At 58.7% G+C, this 20,098-nt stretch carries 19 protein-coding genes; 14 read left to right on the top strand and 5 right to left on the bottom strand.

Going from position 1 to position 20,098, the window contains the following annotated elements; all coding sequences use genetic code 11:
* Positions 1 to 16: 16 nt before the first annotated feature.
* Positions 17 to 1,384 (bottom strand): CYTH domain-containing protein, encoded by a 1,368-nt coding sequence (locus ACEN2T_RS25865; RefSeq protein WP_099601726.1) that lies wholly within the window; start codon positions 1,382 to 1,384, stop codon positions 17 to 19.
* 158 nt (positions 1,385 to 1,542) lie between these two features.
* On the opposite strand from ACEN2T_RS25865, the gene argE reads away from it, so the two are divergent.
* Together argE and argA are read left to right on the top strand one after the other, a co-directional pair.
* On the top strand, positions 1,543 to 2,691 hold the full coding sequence (gene argE, locus ACEN2T_RS25870; RefSeq protein WP_122763951.1) for an acetylornithine deacetylase: 1,149 nt from the start codon (positions 1,543 to 1,545) through the stop codon (positions 2,689 to 2,691).
* Between the two features lie 135 nt (positions 2,692 to 2,826).
* Positions 2,827 to 4,128: an amino-acid N-acetyltransferase gene (gene argA, locus ACEN2T_RS25875; RefSeq protein WP_032884260.1), complete on the top strand. Its 1,302-nt coding sequence runs from the start codon at positions 2,827 to 2,829 to the stop codon at positions 4,126 to 4,128.
* A 132-nt stretch (positions 4,129 to 4,260) separates the two neighbouring features.
* Here argA and tauA read toward each other — a convergent pair whose 3' ends face one another.
* Entirely contained in the window at positions 4,261 to 5,247 is a 987-nt protein-coding gene (gene tauA, locus ACEN2T_RS25880; protein WP_181639298.1) for a taurine ABC transporter substrate-binding protein, read from the bottom strand.
* 370 nt (positions 5,248 to 5,617) lie between these two features.
* On the opposite strand from tauA, the gene ACEN2T_RS25885 reads away from it, so the two are divergent.
* Positions 5,618 to 7,024, top strand: a complete 1,407-nt coding sequence (locus tag ACEN2T_RS25885) for an OprD family porin (RefSeq protein ID WP_442117778.1) — start codon at positions 5,618 to 5,620, stop codon at positions 7,022 to 7,024.
* A 293-nt stretch (positions 7,025 to 7,317) separates the two neighbouring features.
* The gene (locus ACEN2T_RS25890; protein ID WP_032884255.1) at positions 7,318 to 7,956 is read left to right on the top strand and encodes a peroxiredoxin; all 639 of its coding nucleotides are present in this window, start codon (positions 7,318 to 7,320) and stop codon (positions 7,954 to 7,956) included.
* Positions 7,957 to 8,081: 125 nt separating this feature from the next.
* Here ACEN2T_RS25890 and ACEN2T_RS25895 read toward each other — a convergent pair whose 3' ends face one another.
* A complete protein-coding gene (locus tag ACEN2T_RS25895; protein WP_143499368.1) occupies positions 8,082 to 8,279 on the bottom strand; it encodes a hypothetical protein in 198 nt (65 codons plus the stop codon).
* Between ACEN2T_RS25895 and ssuE the strand changes: the two genes are divergently transcribed.
* The 6 genes from ssuE (at position 8,278) to ACEN2T_RS25925 (ending at position 12,951) form a co-directional block, all read left to right on the top strand.
* Positions 8,278 to 8,871: an NADPH-dependent FMN reductase gene (ssuE, locus tag ACEN2T_RS25900; protein WP_032884253.1), complete on the top strand. Its 594-nt coding sequence runs from the start codon at positions 8,278 to 8,280 to the stop codon at positions 8,869 to 8,871. The two genes, ACEN2T_RS25895 and ssuE, sit on opposite strands and share 2 nt — an antisense overlap.
* Before the next feature lie 92 nt (positions 8,872 to 8,963).
* Positions 8,964 to 9,932, top strand: coding sequence for a sulfonate ABC transporter substrate-binding protein (locus ACEN2T_RS25905; protein ID WP_442117779.1), 969 nt, complete (start codon positions 8,964 to 8,966; stop codon positions 9,930 to 9,932).
* A gap of 25 nt (positions 9,933 to 9,957) precedes the next feature.
* Positions 9,958 to 11,106, top strand: coding sequence for an FMNH2-dependent alkanesulfonate monooxygenase (ssuD, locus tag ACEN2T_RS25910; RefSeq protein ID WP_442117780.1), 1,149 nt, complete (start codon positions 9,958 to 9,960; stop codon positions 11,104 to 11,106).
* Positions 11,107 to 11,115: 9 nt separating this feature from the next.
* The gene (ssuC, locus tag ACEN2T_RS25915; RefSeq protein ID WP_032884249.1) at positions 11,116 to 11,904 is read left to right on the top strand and encodes an aliphatic sulfonate ABC transporter permease SsuC; all 789 of its coding nucleotides are present in this window, start codon (positions 11,116 to 11,118) and stop codon (positions 11,902 to 11,904) included.
* Positions 11,901 to 12,707, top strand: coding sequence for an aliphatic sulfonates ABC transporter ATP-binding protein (gene ssuB, locus ACEN2T_RS25920; RefSeq protein ID WP_032884247.1), 807 nt, complete (start codon positions 11,901 to 11,903; stop codon positions 12,705 to 12,707). The genes ssuC and ssuB overlap by 4 nt, the downstream gene beginning before the upstream one ends.
* Positions 12,708 to 12,735: 28 nt before the next feature.
* A complete protein-coding gene (locus tag ACEN2T_RS25925) occupies positions 12,736 to 12,951 on the top strand; it encodes a TOBE domain-containing protein (protein ID WP_003176783.1) in 216 nt (71 codons plus the stop codon).
* Between the two features lie 121 nt (positions 12,952 to 13,072).
* Here the strand turns inward: ACEN2T_RS25925 and ACEN2T_RS25930 are convergent, their stop codons facing one another.
* Positions 13,073 to 13,702: a TetR/AcrR family transcriptional regulator gene (locus tag ACEN2T_RS25930; protein ID WP_032884245.1), complete on the bottom strand. Its 630-nt coding sequence runs from the start codon at positions 13,700 to 13,702 to the stop codon at positions 13,073 to 13,075.
* A gap of 220 nt (positions 13,703 to 13,922) precedes the next feature.
* Positions 13,923 to 15,299 carry a glutamine synthetase family protein gene (locus ACEN2T_RS25935; RefSeq protein WP_003213894.1) on the bottom strand — a complete coding sequence of 459 codons (1,377 nt, stop codon included), beginning with the start codon at positions 15,297 to 15,299 and terminating at the stop codon, positions 13,923 to 13,925.
* A gap of 278 nt (positions 15,300 to 15,577) precedes the next feature.
* On the opposite strand from ACEN2T_RS25935, the gene ACEN2T_RS25940 reads away from it, so the two are divergent.
* The 4 genes from ACEN2T_RS25940 (at position 15,578) to ACEN2T_RS25955 (ending at position 19,955) form a co-directional block, all read left to right on the top strand.
* On the top strand, positions 15,578 to 15,817 hold the full coding sequence (locus tag ACEN2T_RS25940) for a hypothetical protein (RefSeq protein WP_032884242.1): 240 nt from the start codon (positions 15,578 to 15,580) through the stop codon (positions 15,815 to 15,817).
* A gap of 80 nt (positions 15,818 to 15,897) precedes the next feature.
* A complete protein-coding gene (locus tag ACEN2T_RS25945) occupies positions 15,898 to 17,256 on the top strand; it encodes a glutamine synthetase family protein (protein ID WP_032884240.1) in 1,359 nt (452 codons plus the stop codon).
* Positions 17,257 to 17,314: 58 nt separating this feature from the next.
* The gene (locus tag ACEN2T_RS25950; protein WP_442117781.1) at positions 17,315 to 18,679 is read left to right on the top strand and encodes an aspartate aminotransferase family protein; all 1,365 of its coding nucleotides are present in this window, start codon (positions 17,315 to 17,317) and stop codon (positions 18,677 to 18,679) included.
* A 181-nt stretch (positions 18,680 to 18,860) separates the two neighbouring features.
* A complete protein-coding gene (locus tag ACEN2T_RS25955) occupies positions 18,861 to 19,955 on the top strand; it encodes a polyamine ABC transporter substrate-binding protein (RefSeq protein WP_032884518.1) in 1,095 nt (364 codons plus the stop codon).
* The last annotated feature ends 143 nt before the right edge of the window (positions 19,956 to 20,098 follow it).

The raw sequence follows: 20,098 nt of genomic DNA on the forward strand, positions 1-20,098 counted from the left end.
CCCCCCGATGGTGGTATTACAGACGCAGAAGAGTCTTCCAGGCACGGTTCTGATACACCGCAATCGCCTGATGCATACGCGCATCCAGCGATTCATCAGTGATCGGCTGGTTGGCCAATTGCGCCAACTTGTTCAGTTCGCCGTACAAACGGTCCAGCTCAGGAATATCCACCACGTTACGCGCATGGTGCAGCCAGGCCTGGATGCGTTCGATACGCGGCAGTTGCTCGGCCAGGTCTTCCGGTTGTTGCTGGTAGCGCGGCAGTTGCAGGGCGACGGCATCTTCGGCCAACAGGCGTGGCAGCCAGTTGGTGATTTGCGCAGCGCCCTGACGGTTGCCACGCACGTTGCGGTCGGCGGTCCAGGTGCGGGCGAGCAGCCATCGCGACAGGTTCAGTGAGAACAGGCCCCAACGCACGTCTTCCAACTCTTCGACGAATTGTTCCGGTGCGGCTTTGCGGATGTCTTCATCGTCGTCACCGGCTTGTACCAGTGGGCGCCAATCTTCCAGCAAGGCATCAAGTACGCTGCGCAGGTCGCTGGTGGATTGACGCGGTGCGGCCTGGCCGAGGCTGCCGATCAGGGCGCGCAATTCGCCGAGGTTGTCGACCCAGTCTTGCAGCAGGCGCCAGTGGCCATTGAAGCGATATTGTTCGGCCAGGCGTTGGCTGCTGCCCAACAGGTGCCACATGATCGCGGCAAAGGCGTCGTCCAACGGCATTTCGGCGTGAATCTGCGGCGCCGGCAGGCTCAGGGAGTAGCTGCTGGCGTCGTACAGGCGATAGCCGCGCTCGGCCTTGCTGATATCGCACGGCATCAGGGCAAGCGTCGCGGCCAGTTCAGCTGCCAGCTCCAGCAGGGCCGCTGGTTCGCCTTCGCGCAGTTCCAACTCCAGCTCGCAGATTTCTTCTTTCTGTTTGCCGACCACCACGTGGCCCAAGTCCAGGGCGGCTTCGATCACGACTTTGGCCTTACCGCGGCCCCAGGCGATTTCAGCGCGTTCACGTACGAAGTCGGTGGTGAAGATCGGCTTGAGGGTCTTCTTGTCCAGCTCGGCCAATTGCTCGGGCCAGCATTCGCCGTCGAGTTTCTTCACGTCGAGCTTGGCTTTGGGCAGGTCCCAGTTGTACTCATTGCGTTCCGACAAACCGGCGACGCTTTGGCCACGGGTCTTGAGGGTCTGGATAATGTCGTCACCGTCTTTGCGCAGGCGCAGGGCGACTTTTGCCTGGGCCAGGTCGCGCTCGGGGGTGTCAAAGTACTGGTTCATCAACTCACGGCGTTCCCAGCCACTTTTGTTGCGTTTTTTCAGTAACGGGTGCTCACGCAGCGCGGCGAGTGTTTCGCGGCTGACGCGTAGCTTGATTTCGGTTTCTTTCTGCATGGCCGGAAAATCCAGGATCGGGAGCGCAGCCGGGGAAAAGTGTGGCTGCCAAGGTCGTGCAGTGTACAGGACTGAGCCCGGCAACGTGCCGCAACGGTTTATTGTGTCGTGCAGATGGCTCTATAGTGGGACTCATCCGGGAAGTTGAGAGACCGCGCATGCCGTTACCGTCCATGAAAGAGCAGTTTGCCGCCTTGATTGCCGCGCCGTCGGTCAGTTGCACCCAAGCGTCTCTCGACCAGACCAACCGGCCCGTGATCGATTTGCTCGCCAGTTGGCTGGGTGATCTGGGTTTTGCCATCGACATCCAGCAAGTCAGCCCCGGCAAGTTCAACCTCTTGGCCACCTTCGGCAGCGGCCCCGGTGGACTGGTGCTGGCCGGTCATAGCGACACCGTCCCTTATGACGCCGCCCTGTGGAAAACCGACCCGCTCAAGCTGACGGAAGTCGACGGCCGCTGGGTAGGATTGGGTAGTTGCGACATGAAGGGCTTTTTCGCCCTGGCCATCGAAGCCGTGCTGCCGCTGCTGGACCAACCGTTCAAGCAACCGCTACTGATCCTCGCCACCTGCGACGAAGAAAGCTCCATGTCCGGCGCCCGCGCGCTGGCCGAAGCCGGGCGCCCTCTGGGCCGTGCGGCGGTGATCGGCGAGCCCACCGGGCTCAAGCCGATCCGCCTGCACAAGGGCGTGATGATGGAGCGCATCGACATCCTTGGGCGCAGCGGCCACTCGTCGGATCCAAGCCTGGGCCACAGCGCCCTCGAAGCCATGCACGATGCCATCGGCGAGTTGCGTGGTCTGCGCCTGGCCTGGCAGCGCGAGTACCGCAACCCGCAATTCAGCGTACCGCAGCCGACCATGAACTTCGGCTGTATCCACGGCGGCGACAACCCGAACCGCATCTGCGGTCAGTGCTCCCTGGAGTTCGACCTGCGGCCCTTGCCGGGCATGGACCCACAGGTGTTGCGTGCAGCCATCCGGCAGAAGCTCGAACCCTTGGCCGAGCGGCATCAGGTCAAGATCGACTATGCGCCGCTGTTCCCCGAGGTGCCGCCGTTCGAACAATCGGAAGACGCCGAACTGGTGCGGGTTGCGGAACGATTGACCGGTCATCGTGCCGAAGCAGTAGCGTTCGGCACCGAAGCGCCTTATCTTCAGCGCCTTGGTTGTGAAACCCTGGTGCTTGGCCCTGGCGACATCGCCTGCGCCCACCAACCGGGTGAGTACCTCGAAATGTCACGCTTGACGCCTACAGTGCGTCTATTGCGGGAACTGATCGACCATTACTGCCTGAAACCTGCATAAATTAACCCCAGCCTATTCGTACATAGAAGGAGAGCGAGCGTGTCGCCAAGCCTGTTCCGACGATAACCATCAGCCCGCTGTGCGTTTTCACGATTCATCCTTTTTTGGCTGCTTTTTATTACAGGCCCAGGTGTTATGCCCGAATACGTCAATTGGCTTCGTCACGCTTCGCCCTACATCAACGCCCACCGCGACTGCACTTTTGTAGTCATGCTGCCTGGCGACGGTGTGGACCATCCCAACTTCGGCAATATCGTCCACGACCTGGTGCTGCTGCACAGCCTGGGCGTGCGGTTGGTGCTGGTTCATGGCTCGCGCCCACAGATCGAAGCGCGCCTTGAAGCGCGCGGCCTGATCCCGGCTTATCACGAAGGTATGCGTATCACCGACGCGCCGACGCTGGAATGCGTTATCGACGCCGTCGGCCACCTGCGTATCGCTATCGAAGCGCGCTTGTCGATGGACATGGCCTCGTCGCCGATGCAAGGCTCGCGCCTGCGCGTGGCCAGCGGCAATCTTGTGACCGCGCGTCCGATCGGCGTGTTGGAAGGCGTGGACTATCACCACACCGGCGAAGTGCGTCGGGTCGACCGCAAAGGTATTAATCGCCTGCTGGACGAGCGCTCCATCGTGCTGCTGTCGCCATTGGGTTACTCGCCTACCGGTGAAATCTTCAACCTGGCCTGCGAAGACGTCGCCACCCGCGCCGCCATCGACCTGGGAGCCGACAAACTGTTGCTGTTCGGCGCCGACCTCGGCCTGATCGATGAAAATGGCCGGTTGGTGCGCGAACTGCGTCCGCAACAAGTACCGGCTCACCTGCAACGCCTGGGCAGTAGCAACTACCAGGCCGAACTGCTCGATGCCGCGGCCGAGGCTTGCCGGGGCGGGGTAGGGCGCAGCCATATCGTCAGCTACGCCGAAGATGGCGCGCTGCTCACCGAACTGTTTACACGCGATGGCGGCGGCACGCTGGTGGCCCAGGAGCAATTCGAACTGGTGCGCGAAGCGGCGATCGAAGACGTCGGTGGTTTGCTTGATCTGATCAGCCCGCTGGAAGAGCAGGGGATCCTGGTACGCCGTTCGCGGGAAGTGCTGGAGCGTGAAATCGAACAGTTCAGCGTGGTCGAGCGCGAAGGCATGATCATCGCCTGTGCGGCGCTTTATCAGATTGCCGATTCGGATGCGGGTGAGCTGGCGTGCCTGGCGGTGAACCCGGAGTATCGCCATGGCGGTCGTGGTGATGAGTTACTCGAGCGCATCGAAACACGCGCCCGTGCCCAAGGCTTGAAGACCTTGTTCGTCCTCACCACTCGCACCGCGCACTGGTTCCGTGAGCGTGGTTTTGTACCGAGTACTGTGGACCGACTGCCGTCGGCGCGGGCGTCGCTGTACAACTATCAGCGTAATTCGAAGATTTTCGAAAAGGCGCTGTAAACCCGATCTTCAAAGCGCTGGAGATCCAAATGTGGGAGTGCGCTTGTTCCCGATAGCGGTGTATCAGTCAGAGAGATGTCGACTGATACACCACCATCGGGAGCAAGCCCCCTCCCACGTTTTTTACCGAGTTTAGTCTTTGATGAATTTGTCGGTCACAAAGGCCGAATAGTCCGGTAGCACCGTCTCAACCTTCCCTTGCTCCTTCAAGAATTTCGCTGTTTCCCCAATCGCCTTCGCCGTGCCGCCTTTGAGCAGCGCATCGGTTTGCTGCGCTTGGGCATCCGGGAATGTGGTGCCGGCCAGCAGCTCGGGAATGTCCGCGGCATTAGCGCCTGTCAATTTAGCGATTTTCTGCACCGGCTCCGAGTCCACCGTCCAGCTGTCTTTATGGGCGGCATAATCGGCGAACGAGTCCAGGGTCACCTTGGCAAACTTGGCCACTGCCTCAGGATGTTTCTCCGCAAAATCCTTGCGCGCCACCCAGACTTCAAACGTCGGAGCGCCCCACTGGCCCACCTGGGCCGCGTCAGTCAGGGTTTTGCCGGTCTTGCGGATTTCTCCCAGCGCAGGCGACCACACGAAGGCTCCATCGATATCCCCACGTTTCCACGCAGCGGCAATTTCAGCCGGTTGCAGGTTGACCACTTTGACTTGCTTGGTGTCCAGACCCCAGTGCTTCAAGGCGCCGAGCAGGCTGTAATGAGACGTCGAGACAAAGGGCGTCGCGATCGTCTTGCCGATCAAGTCTTCGGGTTTATCGATGCCGCTGCCGTTGCGAACTACCAGGGCTTCAGAACTATTGATCTGCGCCGATACGATGAACGCGACGATGGGTAGATTGCGCGAGGCAGCAGCTGCCAGGGGGCTGGACCCGAGGTTGCCGATTTGCACATCGCCGGAGGCGATGGCTGTTACGACTTCCGGACCACTGTTGAAGCGGCGCCAGGCAATCTTCTCGCCAATGGCCTTTTCATAGGCGCCATCGGCCTGTGGGACCTTGCTGGGATCGATGCCGGTTTGGTAGCCGATGGTCAAATCGGCGGCTTGGACAGCAAAAGAAACTATTAGTGACACAAAAACTGTAACAAATTGACGGGAGGATATGCGTTTGGCCATGATGGCGTCGCCTTTTTGATCGTGGGTGACGTATGCAGCAGAGTCGTCACACTAATCGATCTAAAAAAGCGCTAATAAATACCCTTTAGGAATTAGCTTATGGAGAAGGTGGTCTATCCTGACCGGTCCTTTTCATGCAAAGGCTTATTCCCAGATCGTATGAAAAAGAATGAAATAATTCTTTTTGGGTGTATGAAAAACTCATTACCCTGCAGGGACCAAATCAACTGCGATTAGACGAAGGTAGTAGACACACAAGGTTACGATTGACTTGTCAGTCACTATCCGGTGGTAATCGCGCATCTGTGGATCGAGGGCGTCAGACCCGAGACCAAAGAAATACAAAAATTAGAAATGAGAGGAGCGGTACATGAAGAAGTCCACCTTGGCTTTGGCTGTAGCTTTGGGCGCAATCGCCCAGCAAGCAGGCGCTGCCGGTTTCATCGAAGACAGCAAGGCCACACTGGGTCTGCGTAACTTCTACATCAACACTGATAACCGTGACGACGCTACCAAAGCAGCCGGCGCGCAGAACAAGTCGGAAGAGTGGGGCCAGGCTTTCGACCTGCGCTTCATCTCCGGTTACACCCAAGGCACCGTAGGCTTTGGTCTTGACGCTATCGGCCTGCTGGGCGTGCGTCTGGATTCGGGCGGCGGCACCAACGGCGCCAGCGGTAAGACTGCCACCAACTACGGTTCTTACGGCGGCACGGTTTTCCCGAGCAAGTCCAATGGCGAAGCCGTTGATAACTACTCCAGCCTGGGCCTGACTGCCAAAGCCAAGATCTCCCAGACCGAATTGAAGCTGGGCACGCTGCAGCCAAAGCTGCCGGTTCTGGTGACCAACGATGGTCGTCTGCTGCCGCAAACCTTCCAGGGTGGCCAGATTACTACCAACGATATCAAGGACTTCACGCTGGTAGCGGGTCAGATCGAAAAGGCCAAGGGTCGTAACTCCAGCAACGTTGAAAACCTGTCTATCGCAGGTGCCAACGGTCGTACGGCCTCTGGTCGCGACAGCAACAAGTTCTATTACGCCGGTGGTGACTACAAAATTACCAAAGACCTGACTGCCCAGTACTACTACGGCAACCTGGATCAGTTCTACAAGCAACATTTCCTGGGCCTGCTGCACAACTGGGCCATCGGTCCTGGCGTGTTGAAAACCGACTTGCGCTACTTCAATAGCCGCTCTGACGGTAACAACAGCAACGACGCCAACTACTACACCAGCGGTGACTACGGTACTAACGCCGCCGGTAACAACATCACCAAGGGTAAAGTCGACAACAACCTGTACAGCGGCTTGTTTCTGTACACCGTTGAAGGTCACACCTTCGGTGGCGGTTACCAGGCAAGCAACGGCGACAGTGACTTCCCGTTCCTGAACCAGGGCGACGGTGCGTCGGCCTATCTGACCACTGACATGCAGATCGCCAAGTTCGCTCGCGCTGGCGAACGTACCTGGCAAGCTCGCTACTCTTATGACTTCGCCAAGGTTGGCGTACCTGGCCTGACCGCCGGTGTGGTTTACCTGCGTGGCGATAACATCGACACTGCCGGCAAGGTCGGCTCTACAACGCCGCAACCTACTGTGAACTCCAATGGTGCTAGCGAGTGGGAACGTGACATCACTGTTGCCTACGTCGTACCAGAAGGTCCGCTGAAGAACGTTGGCGTAGCCTGGAAAAACGCCATGTGGCGCAACGATATTGCCGGCCAGCGCGATCAGGACGAAAACCGCCTGATCGTCAGCTACTCGCTGCCACTGTTCTAGTAGCGTGAAGCTGTTGTAAGACTGTAAAAACCTTGCCCGGCGCAACGCCGGGCAAGGTGTCTTGCTTTTCAAGTCGGGCTCAACCCCCGCAAGCCCTTCCTGAACCCCTCTTTGTACAGCGTCTCAAGGCCTTCTCGAACCTTGGAAACGATGGTGCCCTTCACCGTTTCCGGCGTCCAATGAACACATTTTTAATATTCCTTTATCGTCTAGATAAATCGATATTTATTCTTTTTAAATAATCTCTAATCCATGCACAGTGGGCTCCATAAGCACTCACCAGGAGCCACACCATGAGCCTAAGACTGGGCGATATCGCCCCCGACTTCGAACAGGATTCCAGCGCCGGCAAGATTCGTTTCCACGAATGGTTGGGCGATAGCTGGGGTGTGTTGTTTTCCCATCCGGCGGACTTCACCCCGGTGTGCACCACCGAGCTTGGTTTTACCGCCAAGCTCAAGGATGAATTCGCCCAGCGCGGCGTCAAAGCCATCGCCCTGTCGGTCGACCCGGTGGATTCGCACCACAAGTGGATCGAAGACATCAACGAAACCCAGAACACTATCGTCAACTTCCCGATCCTCGCCGACGCCGACCGCAAGGTTTCGGACCTCTACGACCTGATCCACCCAAACGCCAATGACACCCTCACTGTGCGCTCTCTGTTCGTGATCGACCCGAACAAAAAGATACGCCTGACCATCACTTATCCGGCCAGTACGGGTCGCAACTTCCACGAAATCCTGCGGGTCATCGACTCGCTGCAACTGACCGACAACTACAAAGTCGCCACTCCTGCCAACTGGCAGGACGGTGATGAAGTGGTGATCGTGCCGTCGCTCAAGGATGAGGAAGAGATCAAGAAGCGCTTTCCGAAGGGTTATCGGGCGGTGAAGCCGTATCTGCGGCTTACTCCACAGCCCAATCGTTAGCACATAACTGTGTGGGAGAGGGCTTGCCCTCGATTTCGGTGGATCAGCCAATTCGTTGGTCACTGACACACCGTATTCGGGAGCAAGCCACCACATTTTGACTGCATTTCAAGTTGCAAACCGAATCACATAGCAGGGGTTTTCAGGCCGTTTTTACGGCCTTTTTTTTCGCCTGGCGGTTTACGAACTGCATATGCATTTAAAGAATAAACAAATGAAAAAATAAGATTTATAGATATATAAATCTGCTGATAAGGTCTGTCACATATTGGCGCCATCGCCGCACAGCGAACCGCCGGCACTTGCTCAAGGAATTCCTGCATGTTGGTCGTAACACTTGGAGGCAGTCCCAGCCAGCGTTCCCGCTCCGGGGTCTTGCTGGAAAAAACCCGTCAATGGTTGCAAGACAAAGGCGTTGAAGTGGTGAGTTATCAGGTACGGGACTTCCCGGCCGAAGATTTGCTGCACGCGCGCTTCGATAGCCCAAAGGTCATCGACTTGCTGCAACAGGTGGCTAATGCGGATGGCCTGGTAATCGCCACTCCGGTGTACAAGGCTTCGTTCTCGGGTGCGCTGAAAACCGTGCTCGACCTGCTGCCCGAACGCGCCCTGGCCCACAAGATCGTATTGCCGATGGCAACCGGCGGCAGCATCGCCCATATGTTGGCGGTGGACTACGCGCTCAAGCCAGTGTTGTCGGCGTTGAAAGCCCAGGAATTGCTCCACGGCATTTTTGCCGAAGATAGCCAGATTGCTTACGCCGAAGGCAGCGCCCAGGCGCAACTGGTGCCGGTGCTTGAACACCGTTTGCATGAGGCTTTGGAAACGCTCTACAGCGCCATGGCCCGCCGCCCTAAACCGCTGGACCCCCATGTGTTGAATGACCGCTTGTTGACTGCTCGCTGGAGCATCTGAGCCTCACCCTGTAAGAAACACTCACCTTACTCAGCCGCTAACGGCCAAGCAGGTGCAGCCAAAACCCTAATCGCATATTTGGAGAGAGCGCCATGCGCACTGTCATCTTGCGTCGTGGTCTGGTCGCACTGTTTGCTGCGGCTGTGTCCTTCGGCGCCATCGTTCAAGCTCAAGCCGCCGAGACACTGCGGATCGGCTATCAGAAATACGGCACGCTGGTGCTGCTCAAAGCCAAGGGCACCCTTGAAAAGCGTCTGGCCGCCCAGGGCGTGCAGGTGCAATGGACCGAGTTTCCCGGTGGTCCGCAACTGCTTGAAGGCCTGAACGTGGGCTGCATCGACTTCGGCGTGACCGGCGAAACCCCGCCGGTGTTCGCCCAGGCCGCCGGTGCCGATCTTCTCTACGTGGCCTACGAGCCGCCAGCGCCCACCAGTGAAGCGATCCTGGTACCGAAAGACTCGACGATCAAATCGGTGGCCGAGCTCAAGGGCAAGAAAATCGTGCTCAACAAAGGCTCCAACGTGCACTACCTGCTGGTACGTGCCCTGGAAGACGCCGGCCTCAAATACACCGATGTACAAACCGTGTTCCTGCCGCCCGCCGATGCCCGCGCCGCGTTCGAGCGTGGCAGCGTAGACGCCTGGGTGATCTGGGACCCGTACCAAGCTGCCGCCGAGAAACAATTGCAAGCCCGCACCCTGCGTGACGGCACCGGCATCGCCGACAACCATCAGTTCTACCTGGCGACCAAGCCCTACGCTGAGCAGCACCCTGAAGTCGTCAAGGCACTGATTGAAGAAGTGCGCGCCGTGGGCGAGTGGTCCAAGGCCAACCCCCAGGAAGTGACTGAACAAGTCGCGCCACTGCTCGGCCTGCCGGCGGATATCACCCTGACCTCGGTGAAACGCCAAGGCTACGGCGCGCTGTTCCTGACCCCGGAAGTGGTCGCCGCCCAGCAAAAGATCGCCGACAGCTTCTACCAACTCAAATTGATCCCCAAACCCTTGAGCATCAAGGACGTGATCTGGACGCCACCCGCCGCTGTGGCCAAAGCGCCGTAATTCGACTTCTTCAGGAGACAACTCCATGAGCCTCAATATTTTCTGGTTCCTGCCTACCCACGGCGACGGCCATTACCTTGGCACCGCCGAAGGCGCTCGCGCCGTTGATCACGGTTACCTGCAGCAAGTGGCCCAGGCCGCTGACCGCTTGGGATTCGGCGGGGTGCTGATCCCCACTGGTCGCTCCTGCGAAGACTCGTGGCTGGTGGCCGCCTCGCTGATCCCGGTGACCCAGCGTTTGAAATTCCTTGTCGCGTTGCGCCCCGGGATCATTTCCCCGACGGTGGCGGCGCGTCAGGCCGCGACCTTGGATCGACTGTCCGGCGGCCGTGCGTTATTCAACCTGGTAACCGGTGGTGATCCGGAAGAGCTGGCCGGTGATGGCTTGTTCCTCAGTCACGAAGAGCGCTATCAGGCTTCGGTGGAATTCACCCGCATCTGGCGCCGCGTGCTGGAAGGCGAAACCGTGGATTACGACGGCGAGCACATCAGCGTCAAAGGCGCCAAGTTGCTCTACCCGCCGATCCAGCAACCGCGTCCGCCGCTGTACTTTGGCGGTTCCTCCGAAGCGGCCCAGGACCTGGCAGCCGAACAGGTGGAGATGGTGCTGACCTGGGGCGAGCCACCGGCCGCAGTCGCCGAGAAAATCGAACAGGTACGGGCCAAGGCCGCGAAACTCGGGCGCACCGTGCGCTTCGGCATACGCCTGCATGTGATCGTGCGCGAAACCAACGATGAGGCCTGGAAAGCCGCCGACAAACTGATCTCGCACTTGGACGACGACACCATCGCCCGTGCCCAGGCTTCCTTGGCGCGCTTCGATTCCGTCGGCCAGCAGCGCATGGCTGCCTTGCATGGCGGCAACCGCGACAACCTCGAAGTCAGCCCCAACCTGTGGGCCGGTGTCGGCCTGGTGCGTGGCGGTGCGGGCACCGCGCTGGTGGGCGATGGCCCAACCGTTGCGGCGCGGGTCAAGGAGTACGCTGCGCTGGGCATCGACACCTTTATCTGCTCCGGTTATCCGCACCTGGAAGAGTCGTATCGGGTAGCTGAACTGCTGTTTCCGCACTTGGACATCGAACGTCCCGAACTGCCGAAAAGCGCCGGTTATGTCAGCCCGTTCGGTGAAATGGTCGCCAACGACATCCTTCCCAAAGCTGCGTCACAGAGCTGAGGCGGCGTTATGAACTTTGAAAAATTGAGCCATCGCGTAGCGCCTTGGGTGCTGCCGATTCTATTACTGGCGGTGTGGCAGTTGTCGGTGTCGGCGGGCTGGTTGTCGACGCGCATTCTGCCGGCGCCCAGTGCGGTGATTGAAGCCGGTGTTCACCTGGTGGCCAGCGGCGAAATCTGGACGCACTTGGCCATCAGTGGCTGGCGCGCCGGCCTGGGCTTTGTGATCGGTGGCAGCATCGGCCTGGCGCTGGGCTTTATCACCGGTTTGTCGAAATGGGGCGAGCGCCTGCTGGACAGCTCGGTGCAGATGATCCGCAACGTGCCGCACCTGGCGCTGATTCCGCTGGTGATCCTGTGGTTCGGGATTGACGAGACCGCGAAGATTTTCCTGGTCGCCCTCGGCACGTTGTTCCCGATCTACCTGAACACCTATCACGGCATCCGCAACGTCGACCCGGCGCTGGTGGAAATGTCGCGCAGCTACGGTTTGTCCGGTTTCAGCCTGTTCTGGCAAGTGATCCTGCCGGGCGCGCTGCCCTCGATTTTGGTGGGCGTGCGCTTTGCTCTGGGCTTTATGTGGTTGACGCTGATCGTTGCGGAAACCATCTCCGCCAGCTCGGGCATCGGCTATCTGGCAATGAACGCCCGTGAATTCCTGCAAACCGACGTGGTGGTACTGGCCATCGTGATGTACGCGATCCTCGGCAAACTCGCCGATCTGGCCGCGCGCGGTCTGGAGCGGGTTTGGTTGCGCTGGCATCCGGCGTATCAAGTGAATAAAGGCGGTGCGGCATGACAGCTCAACAACCTCCGCGCCTGCTGAAGGGAATTCCTCTGGCGGTGCGCAAATTGCGCAAATCTTTCGGCGCACGTGAAGTGCTCAAAGAGATTGATCTGCACATTCCGGCGGGTCAGTTCGTGGCCGTGGTCGGCCGCAGCGGTTGCGGCAAAAGTACCTTGCTGCGCCTGCTGGCGGGTCTGGACAAAGCCAGCGGCGGCGAGTTGCTGGCCGGTTCTGCGCCGCTGAGCGAAGCGATTGAAGACACGCGGTTGATGTTCCAGGAAGCACGTTTGCTGCCGTGGAAAAAGATCATCGACAACGTGGGTCTGGGGCTCACCGGCAACTGGCGCCCTAAAGCGCTGGAGGCGTTGGAAGCGGTCGGCCTGGCCGAGCGTGCCAATGAATGGCCGGCGGCTCTGTCGGGTGGCCAGAAGCAACGTGTCGCCCTGGCGCGTGCGCTGATCCACCAACCGCGCCTGCTGCTGCTTGATGAACCGTTGGGGGCTCTGGATGCCCTGACTCGCATCGAGATGCAGCAACTGATCGAAAACCTTTGGCAGAAGCACGGCTTCACTGTGTTGCTGGTGACCCATGACGTCAGCGAAGCGGTGGCGATTGCCGACCGGGTGATCCTGATCGAAGACGGCGAGATCGGCCTCGATCTGATCGTTGATCTTCCACGTCCGCGTGCCCGTGGCTCACACCGCCTGGCCGCACTGGAAGCTGAAGTGCTCAACCGTGTGCTGTCGTTGCCCGGTACACCGCCGGAACCCGAACCTGTTTCACCGCTGCCTACGCAATTGCGTTGGGCTCAATAACTCACTTGTCCCGCGAAGGAAGAACACCATGACTATTAAAGCCATCAACGTGCGTAACCAGTTCAAAGGCACCATCAAGGAAATCGTAGTCGGCGACGTGCTGTCGGAAATCGACGTGCAGACCGCGTCCGGTATCGTCACTTCCGTGATCACTACTCGCTCGGTCAAAGAGCTGGAACTGGTGATCGGCAGCGAAGTGATTGCCTTCGTGAAGTCGACTGAGGTGTCGATCGCCAAGTTGTGATTCGCGTCGCTCTTGAGGCCGTCATCGGGGGCAAGCCCCCTCCCACATATTGATCTGTGAACACATTCAAAATGTGGGAGGGGGCTTGCCCCCGATGAGGCCGGCCCAGCCAACCCAGAATTCAGCGCTTAGGCAGATACGCCGGTAAATACAGCCCCACATACGCATCAAACACACGCATCCCTTCCTCGGCCATCCGCGGCGTAATCAGCCCATGCTGATGCACTGAGCGCGCGTAGACGCGATCACTCAGTTCCAACGCCAGCGCAAATACATCCACATCAGTCGGCAAGGTCGGCACTTCGAAGTGACGGCTGAACACCGCCAGCATCAAATCCCCTAATTCCAGATCATGCTGACGATCCGCCTGGGTTACTTCGGTCAGCCCGTGCTGGGCCAGGATCAATTGGCGCGCGGCGGCGTCGTTGCTGTAGATGGTGAGCATGCGCTGCTCGACCACGTAGGACAGGTCCCGCCAGTGCTTGAGTGAGTCATGGTCGATGGGGGCCTGGATGGCCGCGCGGAAGGCTGCGTGGACGTCAGCGGTTAATGCTTCCAGCAACGCGGGCACACTGGCGAAAAAGTGATACACCGACGACGGCGGAATCTGCGCGCGCTCGGCCACGCTGTAGATCGACAGGCCTGCCACGCCTTCGGCGGCCAGCAAGGTGCGGGCGGCGTCGAGAATCGCGTCGATCCGCGCCTGGCTGCGTGCGCGGGGTTTGCGAGGGGCGGCGGGGCGGGTGGTCATGGAAGTCTCCTACAAGGCAGCGGGCATTGTATGAGTAGGAGTCTGTGTTGTCTTCCAGGCGGCCATCGGGAGCAAGCCCCCTCCCACACTTTGATCTGTGAACATTCAAATGTGGGAGGGGGCTTGCCCCCGATGAGGCTGGTTCGGTCTTCTGGAAGAAACCCATAAAAAACGCCGCAGACCATAAGGTCTGCGGCGCTCTTTTTTCTGCAGCCGTCGTTTAGACGGTATGCAGGTACCAGTTGTACTCAAGGTCGGAGATGGAGTGTTCGAACTCTTCCAGCTCACTTTCCTTACAGGCGACGAAGATATCGATGTACTTAGGATCGATGTACTTGGCCATCACCTCGCTGTCGTCCAACTCGCGCAGGGCATCGCGCAGGTTGTTCGGCAGGCTCTGCTCGTTCTGCTCGTAGCTGTTGCCTTCCACGGGTGCGCCCGGTTCGATCTTGTTGGTCAGACCGTGGTGCACGCCTGCCAGGACCGAAGCCATCAACAGGTAAGGGTTGGCGTCGGCGCCGGCTACACGGTGTTCGATACGTACGGCGTCGGACGAGCCGGTCGGTACGCGAATCGCCACGGTGCGGTTATCCAGGCCCCAGCACGGCGAGTTCGGCACGTAGAACTGTGCGCCGAAACGACGGTAGGAGTTAACGTTAGGGCACAGGAACGCCATTTGGGCGGGTAGGGTCTCCAGCACACCGCCGATCGCGTGACGCAATGCGGCGTTCTGCTCGGGATCCTCGCTGGCAAAGATGTTCTTGCCGTCTTTGTCCAGAATCGAAATGTGTACGTGCAGCCCGTTGCCTGCCTGGCCTGGGTAAGGCTTGGCCATGAAGGTGGTGTCCATCTCATGGTCGTAGGCGATGTTCTTGATCAAACGCTTGAGCAGTACAGCGTAATCGCACGCTTTGATCGGGTCGGCGACGTGGTGCAGGTTCACTTCGAACTGCGCCGGGGCACTTTCCTTGACGATGGCGTCAGCCGGGATACCTTGCTCTTTGGCACCTTCCAGGATGTCCTGGAGGCAGTCGACGTATTCGTCGAGGTCGTCGATCAGGTAGACCTGTGTCGAGTGCGGGCGTTTGCCGGAGATCGGCGAGCGGGGCGGTTGCGGGCGGCCGTTCACGTTCTCCTGGTCGATCAGGTAGAACTCAAGCTCGAAGGCAGCGCAGATGGTCAGACCGAGGTCGTCAAATTTGCTTACAACTTGGCGGAGCACTTCGCGTGGATCGGCGAAGAAAGGTTCACCTTCAAGTTCGTGCATGGTCATCAGCAATTGCGCGGTAGGGCGCTTTTGCCAAGGTTCATTGCACAGGGTGTCGGGGATTGGATAACAGATTCGGTCAGCATCACCGATGTCCAGACCCAGGCCGGTGCTTTCCACCGTTGAGCCGTTGATATCCAGGGCAAATAAAGAGGCAGGCAGGTTAATGCCCTTCTCGTAAACCTTGTGGAGGCTGGTGCGTTCGATGCGCTTACCGCGCACCACACCATTCATATCCGCAATTAGAAGGTCTACGTACAGAACCTCAGGATGATCCTTAAGGAACGCGTTCGCTTCGTTAAGCTGAACGGCACGCGGGGGTACCGACATGATGCAACACCTTTGTTGTTAAAAATATCAATCATTGATCTTTTCTGGTTTCAGTCAACCCGAACGGCATGCCGAAGTCAAGCGAGGCCTTTTTTGCCCTAAAAAAGCGCCGTGAAGGCATTTTTGGGGCTTTTTGGGGCGGTTTTTTGCATTTGATTCGCTTGGGACTCGCAGGCTTGAGCGGGCCGTGTTGTATTTTTTACGGGGGTGTTGTGTAAAAAAATGAACAAGGCTAAGCTCGATTCAAACCCATAACAGCAATAATACCGGGGTGCTTCATGTTTCACCTGCCGCCGCTCGGCGTCTCTGCCTGCTCCAGCCAGGCGTTGTCCGCAGTTCGTTCGCCCCGCGTGAATGTCCCTGCACCGGCCAATATTCTTGACGGCCAGTCCGACCTCTTCTTTGCCACCTCAACTGCCTCTGACCGGCTCCCGTCCACGGAACCGATCATGATTCTGCACGACTTTGGCGTGAGGAATGCAACGCTGCAGCAAATGGCAGGTAAGCTCCTACCCTGAATGAACAAAACGGCGCGGATGCTGCGTCAACCAACGCCTGGCCTTTAATGGATGCCAGGAAACCCAGCCCAGAGGCATTTATGAGTAACAACCTCGACCAGCTCACCGATTGGTTGAAAGACCACAAGATCACAGAAGTCGAATGCATGATTGGCGACCTCACCGGCATCACCCGGGGCAAGATCTCGCCGACCAACAAGTTCATCGCCGAAAAAGGCATGCGCCTGCCCGAGAGCGTTCTGCTCCAGACCGTGACCGGCGACTATGTCGAAGACGACATCTATTACGAATTGCTCGACCCGGCCGATATCGACATGATCTGCCGTCCCGACCAGAACGCGGTATTCCTGGTGCCTTGGGCCATCGAGCCCACCGCCCAGGTGATCCACGATACCTACGACAAGCAAGGCAACCCGATCGAGCTGTCGCCGCGCAACGTGCTCAAGAAAGTCCTCAAGCTCTACGCCGACAAAGGCTGGCAGCCCATCGTGGCGCCGGAGATGGAGTTCTACCTGACCAAACGCTGCGAAGACCCTGACTTCCCGCTGCAACCGCCGATTGGCCGTTCCGGGCGCCCGGAGACCGGTCGTCAGTCCTTCTCTATAGAAGCCGCCAACGAATTCGACCCGCTGTTCGAAGACGTCTACGACTGGTGCGAACTGCAGGAGCTGGACCTCGACACGCTGATCCACGAAGACGGTACCGCGCAGATGGAAATCAATTTCCGTCACGGCGATGCGCTGTCCCTGGCTGACCAGATCCTAGTGTTCAAACGCACGATGCGTGAAGCAGCGCTCAAGCACAACGTGGCGGCCACCTTTATGGCCAAGCCGATGACCGGCGAGCCCGGCAGCGCGATGCACCTGCACCAGAGCATCATCGACATCGCGACTGGCAAGAACGTCTTCTCCAATGAAGACGGGAGCATGAGCCAGCTGTTCCTCAACCACATTGGCGGCCTGCAGAAATTCATCCCTGAATTGCTGCCGCTGTTTGCTCCCAACGTGAACTCGTTCCGTCGCTTCCTCCCCGACACCTCGGCGCCGGTCAACGTGGAATGGGGCGAAGAAAACCGCACCGTCGGCCTGCGCGTACCGGATGCCGGCCCGCAGAACCGCCGCGTAGAAAACCGCCTGCCGGGGGCCGACGCCAACCCTTACCTGGCGATTGCCGCCAGTTTGCTGTGCGGCTACATCGGCATGGTCGAAGGCCATAACCCGAGCGCACCGGTGGTAGGTCGTGGTTACGAACGACGCAACCTGCGTCTGCCGTTGACCATCGAAGACGCCCTGGAACGCATGGAAAACAGCAAGACCATCGAGAAATACCTGGGTCAGAAATTCATCACAGGCTACGTCGCGGTCAAGCGGGCCGAGCATGAAAACTTCAAGCGCGTGATCAGTTCGTGGGAGCGGGAATTCCTGCTCTTCGCCGTCTGATGCGCCGGGCGCACGGGGTAACCCGCGCGCCCTTAACTGAAAAGTCTAGGAGATTGGTATGTCCAGCAACAACCCGCAAACCCGTGAATGGCAAGCCTTGAGCAACGATCACCACCTGGCGCCGTTCAGCGACTTCAAGCAATTGAAAGAGAAAGGCCCACGGATTATCACCAAAGCCCACGGCGTTTACCTGTGGGACAGCGAAGGCAACAAGATCCTCGACGGCATGGCCGGCCTGTGGTGCGTGGCGATCGGTTATGGTCGCGATGAACTGGCTGACGCCGCCGCCAAGCAAATGAAAGAACTGCCGTACTACAACCTGTTCTTCCAGACCGCTCACCCGCCGGTGCTGGAGCTGGCCAAAGCCATTTCCGACATCGCACCCGCCGGCATGAACCACGTGTTCTTCACCGGTTCCGGCTCCGAAGGCAACGACACTATGTTGCGCATGGTCCGCCACTACTGGGCGATCAAAGGCCAGCCGAACAAGAAAACCATCATCAGCCGCAAGAACGGCTACCACGGCTCCACCGTGGCCGGCGCGAGCCTGGGTGGCATGACTTATATGCACGAACAGGGCGACTTGCCGATCCCGGGCATCACCCACATCGCCCAGCCGTACTGGTTCGGTGAAGGTGGCGACATGAGCCCCGAAGAGTTCGGGATCTGGGCCGCCAACCAGTTGGAAGAGAAGATCCTCGAGTTGGGCGTGGACACCGTCGGTGCCTTTATTGCCGAGCCGATCCAGGGTGCCGGTGGCGTGATCGTCCCGCCCGCCACTTACTGGCCGCGCATCAAGGAAATCCTCGCTAAATACGACATCTTGTTTGTGGCCGACGAAGTGATCTGCGGGTTTGGCCGTACCGGTGAGTGGTTCGGTAGCGATTTCTACGACCTCAAGCCAGACATGATGACCATCGCCAAGGGCCTGACCTCGGGTTACATCCCTATGGGCGGCCTGATCGTGCGCGACGGAGTGGTCGAGGTGCTGAACGAAGGCGGCGATTTCAACCACGGGTTTACCTACTCCGGTCACCCGGTGGCCGCAGCGGTGGCCCTGGAAAACATCCGCATCATGCGTGATGAAAAAATCATCGAGCAGGTCAACAGCGAAACGGCACCCTATTTGCAGCGTCGTCTGCGCGAGCTCAATGATCACCCGTTGGTGGGCGAAGTTCGCGGAGTGGGTCTGTTGGGCGCCATTGAGCTGGTGCAGGACAAGGCCACGCGCAAGCGTTATGAAGGCAAAGGCGTGGGCATGATTTGCCGCAACTTCTGCTTCAACAATGGCCTGATCATGCGCGCCGTGGGCGACACCATGATCATTTCCCCGCCACTGGTGATCAGCAAGGCTGAGATCGACGAGTTGGTGACCAAGGCGCGCAAGTGCCTGGATCTGACTTTGGCGGCATTGCAGGGCTAAGTGCTAGGCTCAGTGCGCAGAGCACTGGGCAGTTATAAATGTAGGGGCTTTGGTTGAAAGCCGGCCCCTGAACTTGCCAGACTGTCGCCCTGTTTTGTTGCCCTCTGGAAGGGCCGCAGAACATGAAAAAACGTGGCCCAAAAAAGAAAAATTGGAGCATCACCAAATGAAGGCATTAGGTTTGAAGAACGCTGGCAAGACCCTCCTCGCCTTGTCCCTGATGGGCGCAATGGCGGGCGCGGCCCAGGCAGACGATAAGGTGCTGCACGTCTACAACTGGTCCGACTACATTGCACCGGACACCATCGCCAACTTTGAAAAAGAGTCGGGCATTAAAGTGGTGTACGACGTTTTTGACAGCAACGAAACCCTGGAAGCCAAGTTGCTGGCAGGCAAGTCCGGTTACGACATCGTCGTGCCGTCGAACAACTTCCTCGCCAAGCAGATCAAGGCCGGTGTCTACCAGGAGCTGGACACGTCCAAGCTGTCCAACTACAGCAACCTGAACAAGTCCCTGCTTAAAGCCGTGTCGGTCAGCGACCCGGACAACAAGCACGCCTTCCCGTACATGTGGGGTTCGATCGGCATCGGCTACAACCCGGAGAAGGTCAAGGCTGCGCTGGGCGTGGACAAGATCGACTCGTGGGACATCCTGCTCAAGCCTGAGAACATCGCCAAGCTCAAAAGCTGCGGCGTGAGCTTCCTCGATTCGCCGACCGAAATGCTGCCAATCGCGCTGCATTACCTGGGCCTGCCGACCGACAGCCAGAAGAAAGAGGACCTCAAGCAAGCCGAAGCGCTCTTCTTGAAGATCCGTCCTTCGATCGGCTACTTCCACTCCTCCAAGTACATCTCGGACCTGGCCAACGGCAACATCTGCGTGGCCGTGGGTTACTCGGGTGATATCCAGCAGGCTAAATCCCGCGCGGCTGAAGCCGGTGGCAAAGTGAAAGTTGCCTACGACATTCCGAAAGAAGGCGCTGGTAGCTTCTTCGACATGGTCGCCATCCCTAAAGATGCCGAAAACGTCGACGCCGCTTACAAGTTCATGAACTACCTGCTCAAGCCGGAAGTCATGGCGTCGATCACCAACAGCGTGCGTTTCCCGAACGGTAACGAGAAGGCCACCGCACTGGTCGACAAAGACATCACCAGCGATCCGGGCATCTACCCGCCAGCCGATGTGCAAGCCAAGCTCTACGCCATTGCTGACTTGCCAGCCGCAACTCAGCGTGAAATGACGCGCAGCTGGACCAAGATCAAATCGGGCAAGTAAGCCTTAAAACCTGTGGGAGGGGGCTTGCCCCCGATTGCGTTGTATCAGAAACACATGCGCAAGCTGACACACCGCCATCGGGGGTAAACCACCTCCCGCACATTAAATGACAGAAAGTTTTGCCGGATCGGTTTATCGAGGGT

Origin of the sequence: Pseudomonas sp. W22_MBD1_FP4 (assembly GCF_052113765.1) — a bacterium.
Classification (GTDB): Bacteria; Pseudomonadota; Gammaproteobacteria; order Pseudomonadales; family Pseudomonadaceae; genus Aquipseudomonas; species Aquipseudomonas sivasensis.